The 16,977-nt window shown below is 44.3% G+C and carries 13 protein-coding genes, 8 tRNA genes and 1 pseudogene; 19 read left to right on the top strand and 3 right to left on the bottom strand.

Annotated features, from left to right (window positions below; all coding sequences use genetic code 11):
- Positions 1-20: 20 nt before the first annotated feature.
- The 9 genes from ACPW7N_RS18620 to ACPW7N_RS18580 all read left to right on the top strand — a co-directional run bounded on the left by ACPW7N_RS18620 (position 21) and on the right by ACPW7N_RS18580 (position 2,510).
- Positions 21-97 (top strand) — tRNA-Asp (locus ACPW7N_RS18620).
- Between the two features lie 53 nt (positions 98-150).
- A tRNA-Phe gene (locus tag ACPW7N_RS18615) sits at positions 151-226 on the top strand.
- An 11-nt stretch (positions 227-237) separates the two neighbouring features.
- Positions 238-311, top strand: a tRNA-Trp gene (locus ACPW7N_RS18610).
- 18 nt (positions 312-329) lie between these two features.
- Positions 330-405 (top strand) — tRNA-His (locus tag ACPW7N_RS18605).
- 13 nt (positions 406-418) lie between these two features.
- Positions 419-493: transfer RNA gene (locus ACPW7N_RS18600), tRNA-Gln, on the top strand.
- Between the two features lie 3 nt (positions 494-496).
- Positions 497-572 (top strand) — tRNA-Gly (locus ACPW7N_RS18595).
- Positions 573-609: 37 nt separating this feature from the next.
- Positions 610-683: transfer RNA gene (locus ACPW7N_RS18590), tRNA-Cys, on the top strand.
- 272 nt (positions 684-955) lie between these two features.
- Positions 956-1,038: transfer RNA gene (locus ACPW7N_RS18585), tRNA-Leu, on the top strand.
- A gap of 161 nt (positions 1,039-1,199) precedes the next feature.
- Positions 1,200-2,510 (top strand): purine/pyrimidine permease, encoded by a 1,311-nt coding sequence (locus ACPW7N_RS18580; protein WP_425652599.1) that lies wholly within the window; start codon positions 1,200-1,202, stop codon positions 2,508-2,510.
- A gap of 74 nt (positions 2,511-2,584) precedes the next feature.
- Here the strand turns inward: ACPW7N_RS18580 and ACPW7N_RS18575 are convergent, their stop codons facing one another.
- On the bottom strand, positions 2,585-3,259 hold the full coding sequence (locus ACPW7N_RS18575; RefSeq protein WP_425652598.1) for a B3/B4 domain-containing protein: 675 nt from the start codon (positions 3,257-3,259) through the stop codon (positions 2,585-2,587).
- Positions 3,260-3,386: 127 nt separating this feature from the next.
- Here ACPW7N_RS18575 and rnhA point away from each other — a divergent pair, with 127 nt between their 5' ends.
- The 8 genes from rnhA to yhbH all read left to right on the top strand — a co-directional run bounded on the left by rnhA (position 3,387) and on the right by yhbH (position 11,610).
- Positions 3,387-3,821, top strand: a complete 435-nt coding sequence (gene rnhA / locus ACPW7N_RS18570; protein ID WP_425652597.1) for a ribonuclease HI — start codon at positions 3,387-3,389, stop codon at positions 3,819-3,821.
- Positions 3,818-4,978, top strand: coding sequence for a tRNA epoxyqueuosine(34) reductase QueG (gene queG, locus ACPW7N_RS18565; protein ID WP_425652596.1), 1,161 nt, complete (start codon positions 3,818-3,820; stop codon positions 4,976-4,978). The genes rnhA and queG overlap by 4 nt, the downstream gene beginning before the upstream one ends.
- Positions 4,978-5,520: a methylated-DNA--[protein]-cysteine S-methyltransferase gene (locus ACPW7N_RS18560; RefSeq protein WP_425652595.1), complete on the top strand. Its 543-nt coding sequence runs from the start codon at positions 4,978-4,980 to the stop codon at positions 5,518-5,520. Before queG ends, ACPW7N_RS18560 begins: the two co-directional genes overlap by 1 nt.
- Positions 5,521-5,635: 115 nt before the next feature.
- Positions 5,636-6,706 carry an amidase domain-containing protein gene (locus ACPW7N_RS18555; RefSeq protein WP_425652594.1) on the top strand — a complete coding sequence of 357 codons (1,071 nt, stop codon included), beginning with the start codon at positions 5,636-5,638 and terminating at the stop codon, positions 6,704-6,706.
- Positions 6,707-6,834: 128 nt separating this feature from the next.
- Positions 6,835-7,302, top strand: coding sequence for a tRNA (uridine(34)/cytosine(34)/5-carboxymethylaminomethyluridine(34)-2'-O)-methyltransferase TrmL (trmL, locus tag ACPW7N_RS18550; RefSeq protein ID WP_425652593.1), 468 nt, complete (start codon positions 6,835-6,837; stop codon positions 7,300-7,302).
- A gap of 76 nt (positions 7,303-7,378) precedes the next feature.
- Positions 7,379-8,101, top strand: coding sequence for an HAD family hydrolase (locus ACPW7N_RS18545; RefSeq protein ID WP_425652604.1), 723 nt, complete (start codon positions 7,379-7,381; stop codon positions 8,099-8,101).
- Between the two features lie 437 nt (positions 8,102-8,538).
- Positions 8,539-10,437, top strand: coding sequence for a PrkA family serine protein kinase (locus ACPW7N_RS18540; protein ID WP_425652592.1), 1,899 nt, complete (start codon positions 8,539-8,541; stop codon positions 10,435-10,437).
- 15 nt (positions 10,438-10,452) lie between these two features.
- Positions 10,453-11,610 carry a sporulation protein YhbH gene (gene yhbH / locus ACPW7N_RS18535; RefSeq protein ID WP_425652591.1) on the top strand — a complete coding sequence of 386 codons (1,158 nt, stop codon included), beginning with the start codon at positions 10,453-10,455 and terminating at the stop codon, positions 11,608-11,610.
- A gap of 461 nt (positions 11,611-12,071) precedes the next feature.
- Here the strand turns inward: yhbH and ACPW7N_RS18530 are convergent, their stop codons facing one another.
- On the bottom strand, positions 12,072-12,425 hold the full coding sequence (locus ACPW7N_RS18530) for a hypothetical protein (RefSeq protein ID WP_425652590.1): 354 nt from the start codon (positions 12,423-12,425) through the stop codon (positions 12,072-12,074).
- 374 nt (positions 12,426-12,799) lie between these two features.
- Between ACPW7N_RS18530 and ACPW7N_RS18525 the strand changes: the two are divergent.
- Positions 12,800-12,949: pseudogene (locus ACPW7N_RS18525) on the top strand (sporulation protein YhbH); the annotation flags it as partial.
- A gap of 217 nt (positions 12,950-13,166) precedes the next feature.
- On the opposite strand, the gene ACPW7N_RS18520 reads toward ACPW7N_RS18525, so the two are convergent.
- The gene (locus ACPW7N_RS18520) at positions 13,167-13,934 is read right to left on the bottom strand and encodes a hypothetical protein (RefSeq protein WP_425652589.1); all 768 of its coding nucleotides are present in this window, start codon (positions 13,932-13,934) and stop codon (positions 13,167-13,169) included.
- Positions 13,935-14,635: 701 nt separating this feature from the next.
- Here ACPW7N_RS18520 and ACPW7N_RS18515 point away from each other — a divergent pair.
- Entirely contained in the window at positions 14,636-16,897 is a 2,262-nt protein-coding gene (locus ACPW7N_RS18515) for an RCC1 domain-containing protein (protein ID WP_425652588.1), read from the top strand.
- Positions 16,898-16,977: the final 80 nt, after the last annotated feature.

Here is a 16,977-nt window from a genome sequence, read left to right as displayed (position 1 = left end):
ATTACCTGCAATTACATAATGGAGCTGTGGTGAAGTTGGAGTTCACGCCGGTCTGTCACACCGGAGGTCGCGGGTTCGAGTCCCGTCAGCTCCGCCATTATTTTACATAACGGGCGGTTTTTTACCCGGGATTTTTAATTTATACACTGTGGCTCGGTAGCTCAGTCGGTAGAGCAGAGGACTGAAAATCCTCGTGTCGGCGGTTCGATTCCGTCCCGAGCCACCACTTAATTACATAGGGGCATAGTTTAAAGGTAGAACGAAGGTCTCCAAAACCTTTGGTGTGGGTTCAATTCCTACTGCCCCTGCCAGTCAATAGTTAAAGCATGGCGGTCGTGGCGAAGGGGTTAACGCACCGGATTGTGGCTCCGGCACTCGTGGGTTCAAGTCCCATCGATCGCCCCATTTACTATGCTGATGGGATATAGCCAAGCGGTAAGGCAACGGACTTTGACTCCGTCATTCCTAGGTTCGAATCCTAGTATCCCAGCCATTTGCGGACGTAGCTCAATTGGTAGAGCGTCGCCTTGCCAAGGCGAAGGTTGCGGGTTCGAGACCCGTCGTCCGCTCCATTTAATATTAGCTTGATCTCTTTCCTTAAATAAATATGGAGGTATAGCCAAGCGGTAAGGCACGGGTCTGCAAAACCTTCACCCCCGGTTCAAATCCGGGTACCTCCTCCATTGAAAACTAGACCAGATTATGCTGGTTTTTTATTTTTTTACGTCTATTTTTCTTATCACATACATATATCTTTTGATGGGTGTATGTGAAACAAAAAAGAGACACTAATAATTAGTGTCTATGGAAGGGAAAGGTACGTAAGAAACAGAGTGGTAACTACTAGTTAAGGTACGCAAATTTTCAAAATTGTATACATGCTTTAATTTAAAAAAACACTTGATGTATATTGTAATATATGCTATATTTATTTATGTAATCGTCATTGAGACAAGCCGGTATGGCGGAATTGGCAGACGCGCGCGACTCAAAATCGTGAGGGAAACCGTGGGGGTTCAAGTCCCTCTACCGGCACCATACTTCATTAATAATGAAAACAAGCGTTTTTCGTTCATAATAGCGAAGAGCGCTTTTTTTATTTTACTTGATATACCGATTTAATATAGTTTTTGTTACATAAAGTATGTAATAATGGTGATAAAAAATATTTGATTAGTGGTGTAGGAGAGTGAAACTGGATGAAATACGGGCTTTATCAGAAGCCACCACTTGGGATTACTTTTATGACAGCCTTACAGTGGACGATAGTGACACTGTCTAGTACGATAGTTGTTCCAATTGTAATCGGTGATGTGTATGGACTTACTCCAGAACAAACAGGTTTTTTTATGCAACAAACCATTTTCTATGTGGGATTAGCATCTTTATTGCAGGTCTTGTGGGGGCATCATTATCCAATGATGGATGGACCAGCCGGCTTATGGTGGGGAGTTTACATCATTTTGGCTCAAATTGGGATCAGCTTAGGCCAGGACCCCTTTCACATAGGGCAATCGTTTCAATTGGGGCTCCTGATTGCAGGAGGTATTTTTATTATTTTGGGTATGACCAAGTTGATCGGGAAAATTCAGCGTTGGTTTACCCCAATTGTCACGGGAACCTACATGACGTTACTCGCTATCTCGCTGTGTAGTACGTTTATTAAAGGGATGCTTGGGATTGGTTATCATCATTCCGTGCAGGTGGAACCGACTGTTGCTATTGCTTCGTTCGTCATTGTTGTATTGGTTCTTATCTTTATGAAGACCCCGGCGATTTCCAGCTTTGCTGTACTTATCGGAATGATCATTGGCTGGATCGGCTATGCGATACTCGGCTGGGCAGATCAGGTCAAGGCGTCAGAGCAGCTTTTTGTATGGCCTTCGCTTTTATTCTGGGGGCCGCTGCGTTGGGATGGAGGAATTATCTTAACGAGTGTTTTGACCAGTTTTGTATTGCTGACAAATTTAATCACCAGTATGGTCGTTGTTGGTCGAGTGGTCCAAAAAGAAGCGGATAGTAAGCAGTTAGACCGTGGTGGATTATTTACAGGTGTTTCTCATATCATTTCAGGGGCATCTGGGGTTGTGGGAATGATTCCGTTGTCATTGGCAGCTGCGGTTATTGAGACTACAAAAATTGCTTCCCGTAGGCCTTTTATCATCTCCATGTGTGCCATCATGATCATTGGTGTTCTTCCTCCCGTTTCTTCGTTTCTTGCTGCAATGCCAACCCCTGTTGCGTATGCAGCAATGTTTGTTGCCTATACTCAGTTGCTTGGCTTTGGCTTGAAAGACTTCTCTAAAATTCCGTTGGATGAACGGGCGATCACCGTCATTGGCAGCTCGCTATTGGTTGGAATTGGGGTCATGTTCGTGCCAGTCGATGCGTGGAGAAGCTTGCACCCGTTATTAAGCTACTTGTTAGGAAACGGGTTGTTATTGGGCGTGTTGCTTGCCCTATTTCTGGATAACGTTGTTTTTAAGCAGAAAGAGCAGAAAATACAATAATGAACAAACAAACGGCTCTCCGATGGAAGGGCCGTTTCGTCATTTGGTAAGCATAATGTTTTTGCTAGAAAAGTTTATGTATGGGCAACCAGTTTGGTAAGAACAACTTCTCCCCCATTAATTTCAGTAAACATCCGTGCGCTCGATCCAAGGATGGTTTCCTTTTGATTGAGCGGGAGGGTAGGGTGGAAGAATATCACTTGCATGAGATTGGTAGCGGATTCAGTAACCATCGTTCGAGTGGAGTCAACAATCGGGCTGCCAAAAGCACCGGTATCATCCGCAAGAAGCAGCTTACCGTTCATACCTACCTCACGACCATTGATTCCAGCATATTGATCAGCTTCCTGACCAAGCCTGCAAACAACAGATCCAGATATTTTACTCATATCATAAATTCCATATGGCAATGCATGTGTTACAGATAAAAAGTTGTTCACATCCACAGCGGAATTAACCCAATGTAGCGTGTTTCCCTGAAGGATTCGGCGGAGCAACGCTTCCGAGGATGGGCGATACCGGGAAGGATCGATACCTAGTGACTTGAATGCCGCCCGCCATTGAGATACTCCTTCGATGCTGGTAATATCGGACACGTTTTTTTCAAGCCGCAGTGTTTCAAAAAACAGGTTGATGCGACCTTGCAACATTTTCGGAGATTCAGAGACAGATGTATCAGCGTACTGGATCATCCCGAGTGAAAAACCGGGAATCCGATCAAGAACAGAACGATCAATGAGAAGATTCATAGCCACACTCCTTTACGAGATCAAAATGGGAGATTTTAAGATAGTATAGCACAAAAGGAAACGAAATTTTTTTGTGAAACATTCTATCCTTCGGTACAATAGAGGTAAGTATTCAAGGAGGCTGTTTATGAAGGATGTAACGATATATACAGATGGTGCATGTTCTGGAAACCCTGGCCCTGGTGGATGGGGGGCCGTGTTATTTTTTGGTGAGCATAAGAAAGAGATGTCAGGCGCAGAAGATCCTACTACGAACAATCGAATGGAACTTACCGCAGCAATAGAGGCTTTGAAGGTGCTGAAGGAACCGTGCCGAGTCAAGCTTTATAGTGATAGTGCCTATCTGGTGAACTGTTTTCAACAAGGCTGGTATAAAGGATGGTTGAAAAACGGCTGGCGTAATAGCAAGAAGCAGCCGGTAGAGAATCAGGATCTGTGGAAAGAAATTTTACGATTAATGGAGATTCATCAGGTTGAGTATATCAAGGTGAAAGGGCATGCAGATAACGAGTGGAACAATCGTTGTGACGAACTTGCGACAGGAGCGATTAACAGATCGTGAGCAATTCAGCGTATTGGGAGCAAACAAAACAGGCGATTATTGAACATGCCAGCCGAATCGGAATTGATAAAATTGGTTTTGCATCGGCGGAGCCCTTTGTCGTACTAAAGGAGCGACTTTACAAGCATCGTGAAAAAGGGTATGAATCAGGCTTCGAAGAAAAGGACATTGAGAAGCGAGTAGATCCTGGGAAGCTGTTGGAAGGTGCTCAATCACTCATTGCAATTGCAATTGCCTATCCTTACAAGCTTCCTAATCCGCCCAAGTCGTCAGAAGGTGCATACAGGGGAATCATTAGCCGCTCTGCATGGGGGATAGATTACCACCATGTGTTGCGAGATAAATTAAATCAGTTGAAAGAGTTTATTCAAGAACTTATACCTGAAGCAAAAATAGAATCGATGGTCGATACAGGGGCCCTCTCTGATCGGGCAGTCGCTGAGCGGGCTGGTCTAGGTTGGATTGGCAAGAACTGCGCCTTGATCACGCCAGAATTTGGTTCGTGGGTTTATTTAGGTGAGCTGATTACGGACTTGCCTTTTCCACCGGACTCTCCAATGGAAGAGCAATGTGGAGATTGTACGCTTTGTCTGGAAGCCTGTCCTACAAGTGCCTTGGTTCAAGGCGGCCAATTGGATTCGAAAAAATGTGTTGCCTATCTGACACAGGTAAAAGATTTCATCCCTGATGAATACCGCAACAAAATCGGTAATCGTCTATATGGCTGTGATACCTGTCAAACGATCTGTCCGAAGAATAAAGGAAAAAACTTTACCCACCAGCATGATCTGCAGCCTGAACCTGAATTGGTTAAGCCACTGCTCACTTCTCTTCTCACGATCGGAAACAAGGAATTTAAAGATACATTTGGGATAACAGCTAGCGCGTGGAGAGGGAAGAAGCCGATTCAGCGCAACGCCCTGCTTGCCCTCGCACACTTCAAGGATCAAAGCGCTGTACCCGATTTAGTTAAAGTCCTGAATCATGATACTCGTCCGGTCATGCGAGGGACTGCTGCTTGGGCCCTTGGAAAAATTGGCGGCGAGGAAGCGAAGATGGCATTGCTAAAAGCACAGCAAACAGAGGAAACACCTGAAGTTTTGTCAGAGATAGAAAAGGGGCTTAGCATGTTGAAGGTAAGGGAGGAGAACGAATAATGGCGACTGAAACACTCTATTACTCCATGATGGATTCACCGATTGGACCTTTGCTTCTTGCTTCAACGAAAAAAGGACTGTGTAATATTGAGTTTGGACCTGAAGATGAAGCGGTGGCGGCACTCCAGCGCTGGAGCCGTAAATGGGGAATTGACGGGGGAAAACCCATTGCAGATGACACTAAGCTTGCTGAAGTGAAAAACCAGTTAACAGAGTATTTTACAGGGCAAAGAAAGTCGTTTACAATTCCTTTCGATTTGTATGGAACCCCGTTCCAAAAGATTGTTTGGCAAAAGCTGTTGGACATCCCATTCGGTGAAGTATGGAGTTATAAAGATGTAGCTATTGCGATTGGAGCAAGTAAGGCCGTACGAGCAATTGGAGGCGCAAACAATCGCAATCCGATTCCGGTAATCATTCCGTGCCATCGGGTTGTTGGTTCAAACGGTGCACTGGTTGGATATGGTGGCGGAATGTCTATCAAAGAAACACTTCTAACCCTTGAAGGTGTATATGATCCAATAAGCAAAAGTATCGTGTAATTTTGCATCATGAAGCAGAAAAGCTCCCGCATATAATGTCTATAGTGAGCAGACATTTTAACTTGTCGACTTTTGCTTGTACTGGCAAAGGAAGCTCATGGTGCGGGGGTGTGCTGTGAAACATTCATGGGTTGATTATGTGAAGGAGTATTTCCACAAGCTTAACCAGACATATGTCGATGGCAGGCTGGACAGAGTTGTCAGTTTTTTTGCAGACGACAGAACGATTGCACAAGAATTGGATCGATGGTCAAGAGAACGGGAACAGGCATTTCAACGGCAAATAATGCCAGTCGCTTCAAAACTGCAGGTGACTCCCATTCATTACGTAGTTAATCAGGAGAATGAGATTGATGCCACTTTTCTCATTCATCAACAAATGTACTATCGCCAAGGAGACCAGACTTTCCTACAAGAAAACCAGCGGATGCAGCCTGTCCGGATGAAGCAGGACAAATATGGATGGGCTTTTGTGAAACCGTGGGGTTGGTATTTTCATAGCGAGAATTTGCGGGAACAGGCTGAAGACGATGACGATCGTGTTGGAAATGAACTCGATGACGATGCAGGAGAGATACAAGAAGAAATTTCGCAACCTGTGATGGTGAGCCCGGAGATTCCCAACCAGTCCAATTCCGATGATCCGTCTGATGGGAAGGTAATTCCTGTTGCTACACGTCCTCCCTATAACCGATACAAGGCCGTTCAATACGCTGAAGAGCATTGGAACAACTATAACCCTGCTTATCAAAAGTTTGAAAATGATTGTACCAGCTTTGTATCCCAATGCCTGTATGCTGGCGGCATCCCGATGATCTTTACCAAGAACAGAGGGCAGGGCTGGTGGTACAAGGGATCAAACTGGAGCTATAGCTGGGCTGTTGCCCATAGCCTGTACCTGCTGCTCAAGTCGGGGAAGGCTCCTTTTTATACTACACAGGCTTCCTACCCTCAGGAGTTGGAGATTGGCGACGTGATATGCTACGATTTTAATGGTGATGGCAGATTTCAGCACAATACATTTGTCGTTGCCAAAGATTTTTGGGGAATGCCCTTGGTAAATGCACATACTACAGATAGCTATCACCGCTATTGGGAATATCGTGATTCAAGTGCATATACTCCACAAATCAAGTACGCATTTTTTCGCATCTACGGCGATCAGCCACCGGATTTCTTTTTCTAATGGCCAGTTCCTCGGAGCTGGTTTTTTCTTCTCTTGATAAAATATTTCTCGATCTTCCAAAGACTCGGCAATGTTCATTTTATCTACTATAATAAGGTAGTTGAGTAAGCAGGAAGGGAATTTGTTCAATGCCATTACATATTGTGCTACATGAACCGCTTATACCCGCAAATACAGGAAATATTGCACGAACCTGTGCAGCTACAGGGACGCACTTGCACTTGATCCATCCATTGGGATTCTCGACAGATGATCGGTACTTGAAGCGTGCTGGCCTTGATTATTGGCATGCGGTGAACATCCATCATTATGATAGTTTCGAGCATTTCGCAGCAGAGAATCAAAATGGTGGGAATTATTATTTTGTGGAGACTTCCGGCAGCAAGCTTTATTCTGATGTAACTTTTCAGGATGGGGATTACATCGTGCTTGGCAAAGAGACGTCAGGCTTGCCACAAGAATTAACGCAACAATACCCGGATCACATCATCCGCATTCCGATGGGTGGGGCAACACGTTCCATCAACTTATCGAACTGTGCAGCGATTGTTGTTTTCGAAGGGCTTCGCCAGATCGGATTCCCCGGTTTGGACTGAGGATAAAGACGGACAAGCCTTGTGAAGTTGAGCATGGCAATTGCAATGGTAAAGAGAAAGAAGAGGTGTATGGATGATGAAACCAACTACTATTTTGTTTGATCTGGATGGTACGTTGCTGGGAATGAGAACAGAGGAATTTGTTCATAGCTACATGGGCGAAATCGGGAAATTTCTCGGAGGCCGTGAAGACACAAAGTTGATTCTTAAGTCCATTTTGGATGCAACGAAAGCGATGATCATGAGTCAGGATTCTCACAAGACCAATGAACAGGTATTTGAAGAGCATTTTCTCCAGCTAACAGGACTGCCAAAGGAAGAGATCTGGCCGATTTTTGATCGCTTTTACGAAGAGGTTTTCCCGTCTTTGTCCAAGCTCACGTACCCTTCGCCACTTGCCAAAAAGGTAGTGGATGCAGTGAAGGAACAAGGCTATAAGGTTGCTGTTGCGACAAACCCAGTGTTTCCGAAAAGTGCTATTATGAATCGATTGGCCTGGATTGAAATGGATGCGAGTGAATTCGAACTTGTCACTGTCTATGAAGAGTCGCATCACACCAAGCCAAACCTTGCGTATTTTCAAGAGATCTGTGAGAAACTGGGAGTTTCACCGTCTGAGTGCATCATGATCGGAAACCATATGCAAGAAGACATGGTAGCAAGTAAATTGGGGATGAAAACGTATCTGGTCACGGATTACATGGAAAACCGTGGGGAGCCTGTTTATCCGGTTGATCAGGAGGGAAGTCTCGAAGAGTTGTACCAGCAGATCGTCAATCGAAGTGGACTTTTTTCATAGGTAAAATAATAAAAGGCGTTCACCTAAGCAGTTGCTATGGCGAATGCCTTTTGTATTATAAATTCCAAGTTTTGTCCTCGTTGTATCCAGCAGTTAGGATGGCAAACAGGAAACAGCCAAACACTAACGCAACGATAAATGTACCCATTACGGATAACCCCTTTCGCTACATATTACCCTCATTATAAACTAGTCTCTCCTGTTTGAAAACATAGTATCCTCTTTTATTCCTGTGTCTGAAATGTGTACAAATTGTGTCTAGGAAGGAGCTGGTACTTTTCAAATAATTGGAGCAACATGTTTACTCCCCTCGCATAATAATGGAAAAAAGGGGGAATACCCCACCATCCTTTTTACGAATGCTGGTTCGTTCCAAGTCATATACATGGAAGTACATTGTTGAACGAATGAAAAGATGGGCGAGAGGAGTGACATGCATGGATATTTTAAGACGTATCGCCGAGTACAGGGCCCGTGAGGAAAAATTGACGTGGAGAGGCACGTTTGCCGAATATCTCGAACTTGTTCGCAAAAATCCTGCCATTGCACAAACCGCACATTCACGTGTGTATAACATGATTAAATCAGCAGGGATTGAAGAAAATGAAGATGGCACCCGTTCCTATAAATTTTTTAGCCGTGAAATTTATGGCTTGGACCGGGCTGTTGAGCGCCTAGTTGAGGAGTATTTTCACTCTGCTGCCAGACGTCTTGATGTTCGCAAACGAATCTTGCTGTTGATGGGGCCGGTCAGTGGCGGTAAATCGACGATTGTCACAATACTGAAGCGAGGATTGGAAGACTATTCAAGAACAGACGATGGTGCAATCTATGCCTTAGATGGTTGCCCGATGCATGAAGAGCCCTTGCACCTTGTACCACGGGAGTTGCGTCCAGAGCTGGAAGCTGAGTTTGGCATAAAAATCGAGGGAGAACTGACTCCTTATAACCGCATGAGATTGGAAAAAGAGTATGGTGGGCGAATTGAAGACTTCCCCGTACAGCGTGTACTTTTTTCTGAAGCGCAAAGGGTGGGGATTGGAACCTTTAGTCCATCCGATCCAAAATCTCAAGATATTGCAGACTTAACAGGAAGTATCGACTTCTCCACAATCACCAAATATGGCTCAGAGTCAGACCCACGAGCATACCGATTCGATGGGGAATTAAATAAGGCGAACCGTGGATTAATGGAGTTTCAGGAGATGTTGAAGTGCGATGAAAAATTCCTGTGGCATCTCTTGTCTCTTACTCAGGAAGGAAACTTCAAAGCGGGCCGGTTTGCATTAATTTCCGCAGATGAGCTGATTGTTGCGCATACCAATGAAGCCGAGTATAAATCCTTTATCGCCAACAAGAAGAACGAAGCCCTTCAGTCCCGGATTATCGTGATGCCTGTCCCCTATAATTTAAAGGTAAGTGACGAAGAGAAAATTTATTCCAAATTAATTAAACAATCTGATCTGGGGCATGTTCATATTGCACCACATGCATTACGTGCGGCAGCGATTTTCTCCATTTTGACCCGCCTCAAGGAATCCAAGAAACAAGGGGCGGACCTGCTGAAAAAGATGCGCCTGTACGACGGTGAAATCATTGAAGGATTCAAGGGAGCGGATATTGAAGAACTTCGCAATGAGCACGTGGATGAAGGAATGTCGGGAATCGATCCGCGCCATGTCATTAACCGCATCTCCAGTGCGCTAATTCGCAGAGATACCGAGTGCATTAATGCGTTGGATATTTTACGAGCGCTCAAAGACGGTCTGGATGTACATCCTTCTATTACGAAGGAACAGCGTGATCGCTACCTCAATTTCATCTCGCTTGCCCGCAAAGAATATGATGAGCTTGCCAAAAAAGAAGTACAAAAAGCTTTCGTCTACAGCTACGAAGAGTCTGCCAAGACCATGATGGATAACTACCTGGACAACGTAGAGGCTTATTGCAACATGCATAAAATGCGTGACCCGATTACTGGCGAAGAGATGGATCCAGATGAGCGTCTCATGCGCTCCATCGAAGAACAAATCGGCATTTCTGAGAATGCGAAGCGTGCTTTCCGTGAAGAGATCCTCATTCGTATTTCTGCATATGCACGCAAAGGAAAACGATTTGATTACAGCACGCATGACCGCCTGCGTGAAGCGATTGAGAAAAAGCTGTTTGCAGACCTCAAGGATGTCGTCAAAATTACGACATCGACCAAAACACCGGATGAGCACCAGCTCAAGAAAATAAATCAGGTGACCAAACGATTAATTGAAGAGCATAATTACTGCCCGATTTGTGCAAATGAACTGCTCCGTTATGTGGGAAGTTTGTTGAATCGTTAAAAGGGGGGACTTTCTATGGAGGATTCGTCATCATTTGTCGTCTCCAAAGAAGATTGGTCACTCCACCGCAAAGGGCATCAGGATCAAAACCGCCATCAGGAAAAGGTGAAGGAAGCCATCAAAAAAAACCTGCCCGATCTGGTAAGTGAGGAAAGCATCATCATGTCAAATGGGCGTGAAGTCGTGAAAATCCCGATACGTTCACTTGATGAGTATCGCTTTCGATATAACTTTCAGAAAGGTCAGCATGGCGGGCAAGGAAAGGGCAACTCGAAGGTAGGCGATGTGATTGCCAAAGATGGGGACCCTCAACAAGGCCCAGGCAAAGGCCAAGGGGCAGGGGATCAGCCCGGTCAAGATTACTTCGAGGTAGAAATCAGTGTGGAAGAACTGCAAGAGATGCTTTTTGCGGAGTTGGAGCTGCCCAATCTGCAACAAAAAGACGAGACGCACATTGTTGTGGAAGACACAAGATTTAACGATATTCGAAAAAAAGGATTAATGGGCAACATCGACAAAAAACGAACGCTTCTCCAGGCGATTCGCCGCAATGCGCTGGAAGGCTACAGTGAATTGGAGTTAGGAATTTCCAATGAGGATTTGCGATTCAAGACCTGGGAGGATATCATCAAACCACACTCCAATGCGGTCATCATTGCGATGATGGACACTTCGGGCTCGATGGGAGTTTTTGAGAAATATATCGCCCGCAGCTTCTTCTTCTGGATGCTGCGGTTCCTCCGTACCAAGTATGAGAAGGTGGAAATGGTCTTCATCGCCCATCATACAGAGGCGAAGGAAGTCACTGAAGAACAATTTTTCTCCAAAGGGGAAAGCGGGGGAACGATTTGCTCATCCGCCTATCGCAAAGCACTGGAGATTATTGATCAGCGTTATCCACCATCTCAGTACAACATTTATCCGTTCCACTTTTCAGACGGGGATAACCTCACCTCAGACAATGAACGCTGCGTGAAGCTGGTCAAGGATTTGATGGAGCGCTGCAATATGTTTGGGTATGGGGAGGTTAATCAGTACAACCGCCACAGCACCCTGATGAGCGCCTACCGTCATGTCAAAGAGCCAAAGTTTATGCATTGCGTGATCCGTGAGAAGGGTGAGGTGTATAAGGCGCTGAGAGCGTTTTTTGGGAAGAAGGAAGCAGTGACGTAGGGTTAGGGATAGGGCGCGAAGTGATGAAGTTTGTAAAAAGTAATGCAATGCTAGTTACGAATTGAATCTAGGGTAAATACCAGGTCGCTTTATCGAAAAGATGAGGCGACTTTTTCTTTATTTAAGTGGAGAAGTTATTGAAGTAATGGCAGGATACCAAGAAGAACGCAAGTAAGCCTGCTCGACAGGGAGTGTGGTTTTACGGTAGAACAGATTAATTTCTAAGAAGTCTAAAGCATTAAACCATAAATCTTCAAGGTGAGATATTATGAAAATTATTTTCATAAAATGGCGATATTCCTAATAAGCATATTTTTGATAATATTTGTGGAAGATTCTTTCGTCCTCAACGGACTTTTTCATCAACGTGAAAATCCGCCGCGCCGAGGCGGGCGGATTTTCGAACGAGCCGATTGGCATCTTTCAGAACAAGGCAGAATAGTTGCCGCTGCTCATCAATCTTAACATGTCTGGCAATCTCTCACACAAACTTCAGTCATGACGACAACGTCGCAGCAGTCGCCGAATACGCATTTGATCAGAGCACACTTTAATTTGTCTTTCTTGTAGAACTTGACAACTTCGCAGCTTGGGGGGAGAAGTGAATTAAGCAATTTTTTTTGTTCGCACCGGATCGCTCGGGCAACCAATGCGGCGGCTTTAGCGTTTCTCAGACTGTTAAAGAAAGGTGCCAACACCTGACCCGATTCCTGGATTCCCTTCACGGCTCCATTATTGTTATTCTTCCGGCGGCGGTTGCTACGAACGACCTTGGAGTTTTTCACTTTAACTTTCAGTTTGGGGTTCGCTGACATACAAATTCCTCCTTCCTCACTTGAGGTAATATACTCTATGAAAAGGAATGATAGCTCGTATGGACAAATAAGCCCCGCAAGATGCGCAATTTTTACCGGACAGGCCGCCTAAGGAGATGAAGTCTGAAATCAACGTAGCTCTATCCACTAAAGTAGCTGAGCATAACAAAGAAACCATCGAATGACGGCCTTATCCCCTATTATCAAAAATGAAGCCGGTTACACCTTAGCGTGGTGAAAGCCGGTTATTTTTATGGACAAAACTTTTAACCGCAAGTAATGCAAAAGTTATTGAACTAATGGAAATCTATAGCTGAACAAACGAAACCTAGAGACTGTCATCGAATAAAGCACAAATCCGTATATATCCTCGAGAGGTCAACCAGTACAACCGCCACAGCACCCTGATGAGCGCCTACCGTCATGTCAAAGAGCAGAAGTTTATGCACTGCGTGATCCGGGAGAAGGGTGAGGTGTATAAGGCGCTCAGGACGTTTTTTGGGAAGAAGGAAGCGGTGACGTAACGAGATGTAAGGTCGCTTGAAGACCAATAAATGATGGGTAACTGGAGTCGCTTTGTCGTAAAGACGGAGCGGCTTTTTCTTTTGTACATATATTTTACTGGATGCTAGCAAGTAGTTTGTTATTTTCAAATAGATAGGTTTTGTGCAAAAGGGCGTTATTGAGCTAACGGGCAACTTCATAGAGGCATCTTTCTTCAATGAAGACAAAAAATTCTTGTCAGTTCACTTTTGCCGCTGCAGAGGAGGTAATTGACTTTTTGCTTTCTAAGCGAATATCTCCCATTTTTTCAAAAACTTCTTCTACGTCATAATTTTCATTGGAGATTTCCTTGACAATTCCAATATCTTTATGTAGATAGTACTTATAGGTAATTGCGGCATTTCCTTCAATTTCATAAATACTCTCAACGACTAAGCATTTTTCAAATGTGCGCTCAACTGTCTTCACGTCCTCGAAACCCTTTGCTATAAGTTTTTGCTGACCTTCATTAGCGCTCTCTCTTATAATATACTCTTTGTTCAATTCCATTTTTCCCAAAAGAAATGGGTAAGGCATCTCTTCCCAATAGGTTTGATCATTGCTTATCGAGCCTCGGTACAGGATGTCGTTGTTTTCATTCATCGCATACAAATCGGTATTTTCTTCCTTTCCTCCGTCATCCCGAACCTTCGATTTTTTGATGGCATAAACCTCAGTACCATCAATGATTTTATTCCCAAGATGCGAAACAACATATTGCAAATTACTATTGTTATCTTTAACCGTATAAGTGACATTCTTGTCCAACGCCAGATAGTCTACAGTATTTACAGTATGATCCGGGACAACAGCACTCTCTTCTTTCTTCTCTTGAATCGGTTGCTGCATCGGTGTAACATTCTCTTTATTTTCCACCTTCTGTACCGTTTGCTCAGCATCGGTATTCTGACTGCATCCGTACAGTAACGTTAGCAAAAAAAGTGATGTCATAATAGATTTCTTCACTGGAACCCCCTGTTATTTCAGCTAATCGGTCATACATAAAAGCTGTTCTTGCTTGATTCCATTCATTTGTTTCATCCATCAATCAATCTGTATCTCTCCCAAGAAATTACAGTAGTATAGTACCATACACAACATTCTTTTTCTATCAGGACCTAGAGCGAGACACAATTGTGGAGAATTGTGAAATTGGGCATGAAACCACGTGCAAATGACAGATAGGTATAACGGTAAAGTGCCACTCGGTTATAAAGTGGTGCATGATCCAAATAATCCATGGACTGATTCCAGTTTAGAAATAGTACAGGACGAAGCATTACTTTTTTATATACTGAAACTCAAAATTTCGTAGTCTACCGTCACGTGAAAGAGCCGAAGTTTAGCACTGCGTCATCCGGGAAAAGGGTGAGGTGTATAGGGCGCTGCGGACGTTCTTTGTGGAAGAAGGAAGTGGGAACGTAAAAAAAGCTAGCAATGTTCGTATCGGTTGGTTCGATTTCAGAGTCGCTTTGTCGCAAATTGACAGGGCGACTTTTTGTTACGATCTAATCTCAAAAAAGTATACCAAAAGGTATACGAAAGGATAATATGAGCTTTCGATTTTATTTGATAACGTACTAATTGTTGGGAATATTTTTTATCAACTTATCCGAAACAACTGAGTCAGTAGGGTGAAAAAGCACAAAAAAGGAGAATGTGAAGAAATGAAACGTTTGAAAAATTGGGTATTGTCGTTAGCGGTGGCAGCAACGGTATTGCCATCGTCGCTAGCGAGTGCGGCTACCATCGAAGATATTGAATCTCCAGATATTAAAGCGGGTCCAACTCATAGTATCGCACGTAAATGGGATGGTACGGTCTGGACATGGGGGTATAATTTCGTAGGTCAGCTGGGAGATGGGACCACGAACAGCAGTAGTAGTCCTGTTAAAGTGGATGGACTTTCCAAAATTTTGAAGGTTGCAGCAGGATATATGCATTCGATGGCGCTGAAGGAAGACGGATCGGTATGGGCTTGGGGCTGGAATGAATACGGACAGCTTGGAAATGGCACCAATTTGAATCAAACAGAACCTGCCAAAGTACAATATCTCGAGGATGTAGTAGCTATTGAAGGCGGTTATTATCACAGCATAGCTTCAACCAAGGACGGGGAGGTTTATACCTGGGGCCGAAACGATTCCTGGCAGCTAGGACCGAATACAGCATCTACTATTATCCTTCCTTATCGTGTAGAGGGGATTGATAAAGTAGCAGATGTAGGAGCAGGTCTAAATTTTTCTGTTGCATTGAAAAAGAACGGTACCGTCTGGACATGGGGAAGTAATGGCGACGGTCAGTTAGGCGATGGAACCTATTACTCATCTAATGGGGTTCCTGTTCAAGCAACTGGGCTCGAGGATGTAACTGACATTGCTACTGGTGATCGACATATTGTTGCATTGACCGATGACGGAACCGTCTGGGCATGGGGAAGAAATACAGATGGTCAGCTAGGGGACGGATCGGCTAACGCTTCAAACAAGCCGATCAAAGTTCCTGGTATGACTGATGTTGTAGCGATTGGCGCAGGCACTGACTTCAGTTTGGCATTGAAAAAGGACGGAACCGTGTGGGGGTGGGGTTCCAACTATAAGGGACAATTAGGTGGATTTAATCCGAATCCGTACCGATCGCCTATCCAGATTACTAGTCTGGACGGATCAGGCTCCCAACCTAGGGTGGTTGCTCTGACAGGTGGAGAGCACCATACCTTGGTAATTAAAGATGACGGAAGTGCGTGGTCCCTCGGTATCAATATCTATGGACAATTAGGAGATGGAACGACAACAGACTCCTATAAACCGGTGAAAGTAAAGCGAGTATTTGGAAATAATGCCCATCTGAAGTCTCTAAACTTGACAGCTGGTAGCTTAAAACCTGGTTTTAACAGAAAGAATACAGATTACACGGCAACAGTAGATCCATCCGTAGCAAATATTGCCCTAACACCAACGGCATACGAAAACTCCGCGAAAATACTCGTTTCTGTAAATAACGTCACGGAACAAGTTACAAGCGGTCATGCAACCGATCCTCATGCTCTTGTCAATGGTACGAATGCTGCGGTCATTGAAGTGAGGACAGATGATGCATTCAAAATCTATAAAGTAACCATCAAGCGTGAAGCTGGTAATCAAGTTCCTGTGGAAGAAATTACTTTGGATCAAAGCGAGCTGGAGATGCAGCTTGACAGCGACCCGGTAGCACTCAAAGCAACGATTAAACCGACGAATGCGACAAACAAAAATGTCATCTGGAGCAGCAGCAATCCGAAAGTCGTAGAAGTAGATCAGAATGGTCTTGTTACCTCACTAGATTTGGGCGAGTCCACCATTCGTGTTACAACTGAAGATGGCGAAAAATCAGCAGAATGTCTTGTCATCGTGAAGGAAGAGGATGAAGAACCAAGTATCGTAGAACTTGAGGTTTCCGAAGAAGTGGTTTTGCTGAAACCTTCGAAAACCAAAAGCATCAAAGTGTACGCAATCGATAGTAATGGGGAGAAAATGGAGATCACTCGTGATAAAGATACCACCTACACTTCCTCCGAAGCCTCCATCGCCAAAGCAACGAAAGGGTTGATCCGTGCCGGCAACAAACAGGGAACCGCAGATATCACTGTATCGTATCAAGATATCAGCACGACCATTCAGGTAATTGTGACAAAGGCAAGTGTAACGAAATTGAATCCCTCGGAATCCAAGGTAACGATGAAGAAGGGGGAAGAGAAAGAGATTACGCTAACGGCAACCTTGTCAGACAAAACAGAAGTCGATGTCACTTCTCTTGCAACTTGGACATCAAGCAACAAAAAGGTTGTTACAGTAGAGGATGGAAAACTGAAAGCACTCAGCAAGGGGAAAACAGTCATCAAGGCTACATTGGAAGGAAAAACAACACAAATTTCAGTTACTGTAAAATAGGCAAAGATTAGTTGTTCCAGCGAGGATGTAATCCACGCTGGAACTTTTTTTATTTTTGTGAATCGCACGACAGAATCTGG

The sequence above is a fragment of the Brevibacillus nigriterrae genome, assembly GCF_049846925.1.
In the GTDB taxonomy this organism is placed as follows: domain Bacteria; phylum Bacillota; class Bacilli; order Brevibacillales; family Brevibacillaceae; genus Brevibacillus_H.
Note: the sequence above shows the minus strand (reverse complement) of the source record. Positions and strands in the feature narration are given on the sequence as shown.

What these genes read in the sequence shown, in the direction of transcription:
- ACPW7N_RS18515 (WP_425652588.1), top strand. Translation starts at nt 14,636, where the DNA reads ATGAAACGTTTGAAAAATTGGGTATTGTCGTTAGCGGTGGCAGCAACG.
- ACPW7N_RS18540 (WP_425652592.1), top strand. Translation starts at nt 8,539, where the DNA reads ATGGATATTTTAAGACGTATCGCCGAGTACAGGGCCCGTGAGGAAAAA.
- trmL (WP_425652593.1), top strand. Translation starts at nt 6,835, where the DNA reads ATGCCATTACATATTGTGCTACATGAACCGCTTATACCCGCAAATACA.
- ACPW7N_RS18530 (WP_425652590.1), bottom strand. Translation starts at nt 12,425, where the DNA reads ATGTCAGCGAACCCCAAACTGAAAGTTAAAGTGAAAAACTCCAAGGTC.
- ACPW7N_RS18560 (WP_425652595.1), top strand. Translation starts at nt 4,978, where the DNA reads ATGGCGACTGAAACACTCTATTACTCCATGATGGATTCACCGATTGGA.
- ACPW7N_RS18580 (WP_425652599.1), top strand. Translation starts at nt 1,200, where the DNA reads ATGAAATACGGGCTTTATCAGAAGCCACCACTTGGGATTACTTTTATG.
- ACPW7N_RS18575 (WP_425652598.1), bottom strand. Translation starts at nt 3,259, where the DNA reads ATGAATCTTCTCATTGATCGTTCTGTTCTTGATCGGATTCCCGGTTTT.
- rnhA (WP_425652597.1), top strand. Translation starts at nt 3,387, where the DNA reads ATGAAGGATGTAACGATATATACAGATGGTGCATGTTCTGGAAACCCT.
- yhbH (WP_425652591.1), top strand. Translation starts at nt 10,453, where the DNA reads ATGGAGGATTCGTCATCATTTGTCGTCTCCAAAGAAGATTGGTCACTC.
- ACPW7N_RS18545 (WP_425652604.1), top strand. Translation starts at nt 7,379, where the DNA reads ATGAAACCAACTACTATTTTGTTTGATCTGGATGGTACGTTGCTGGGA.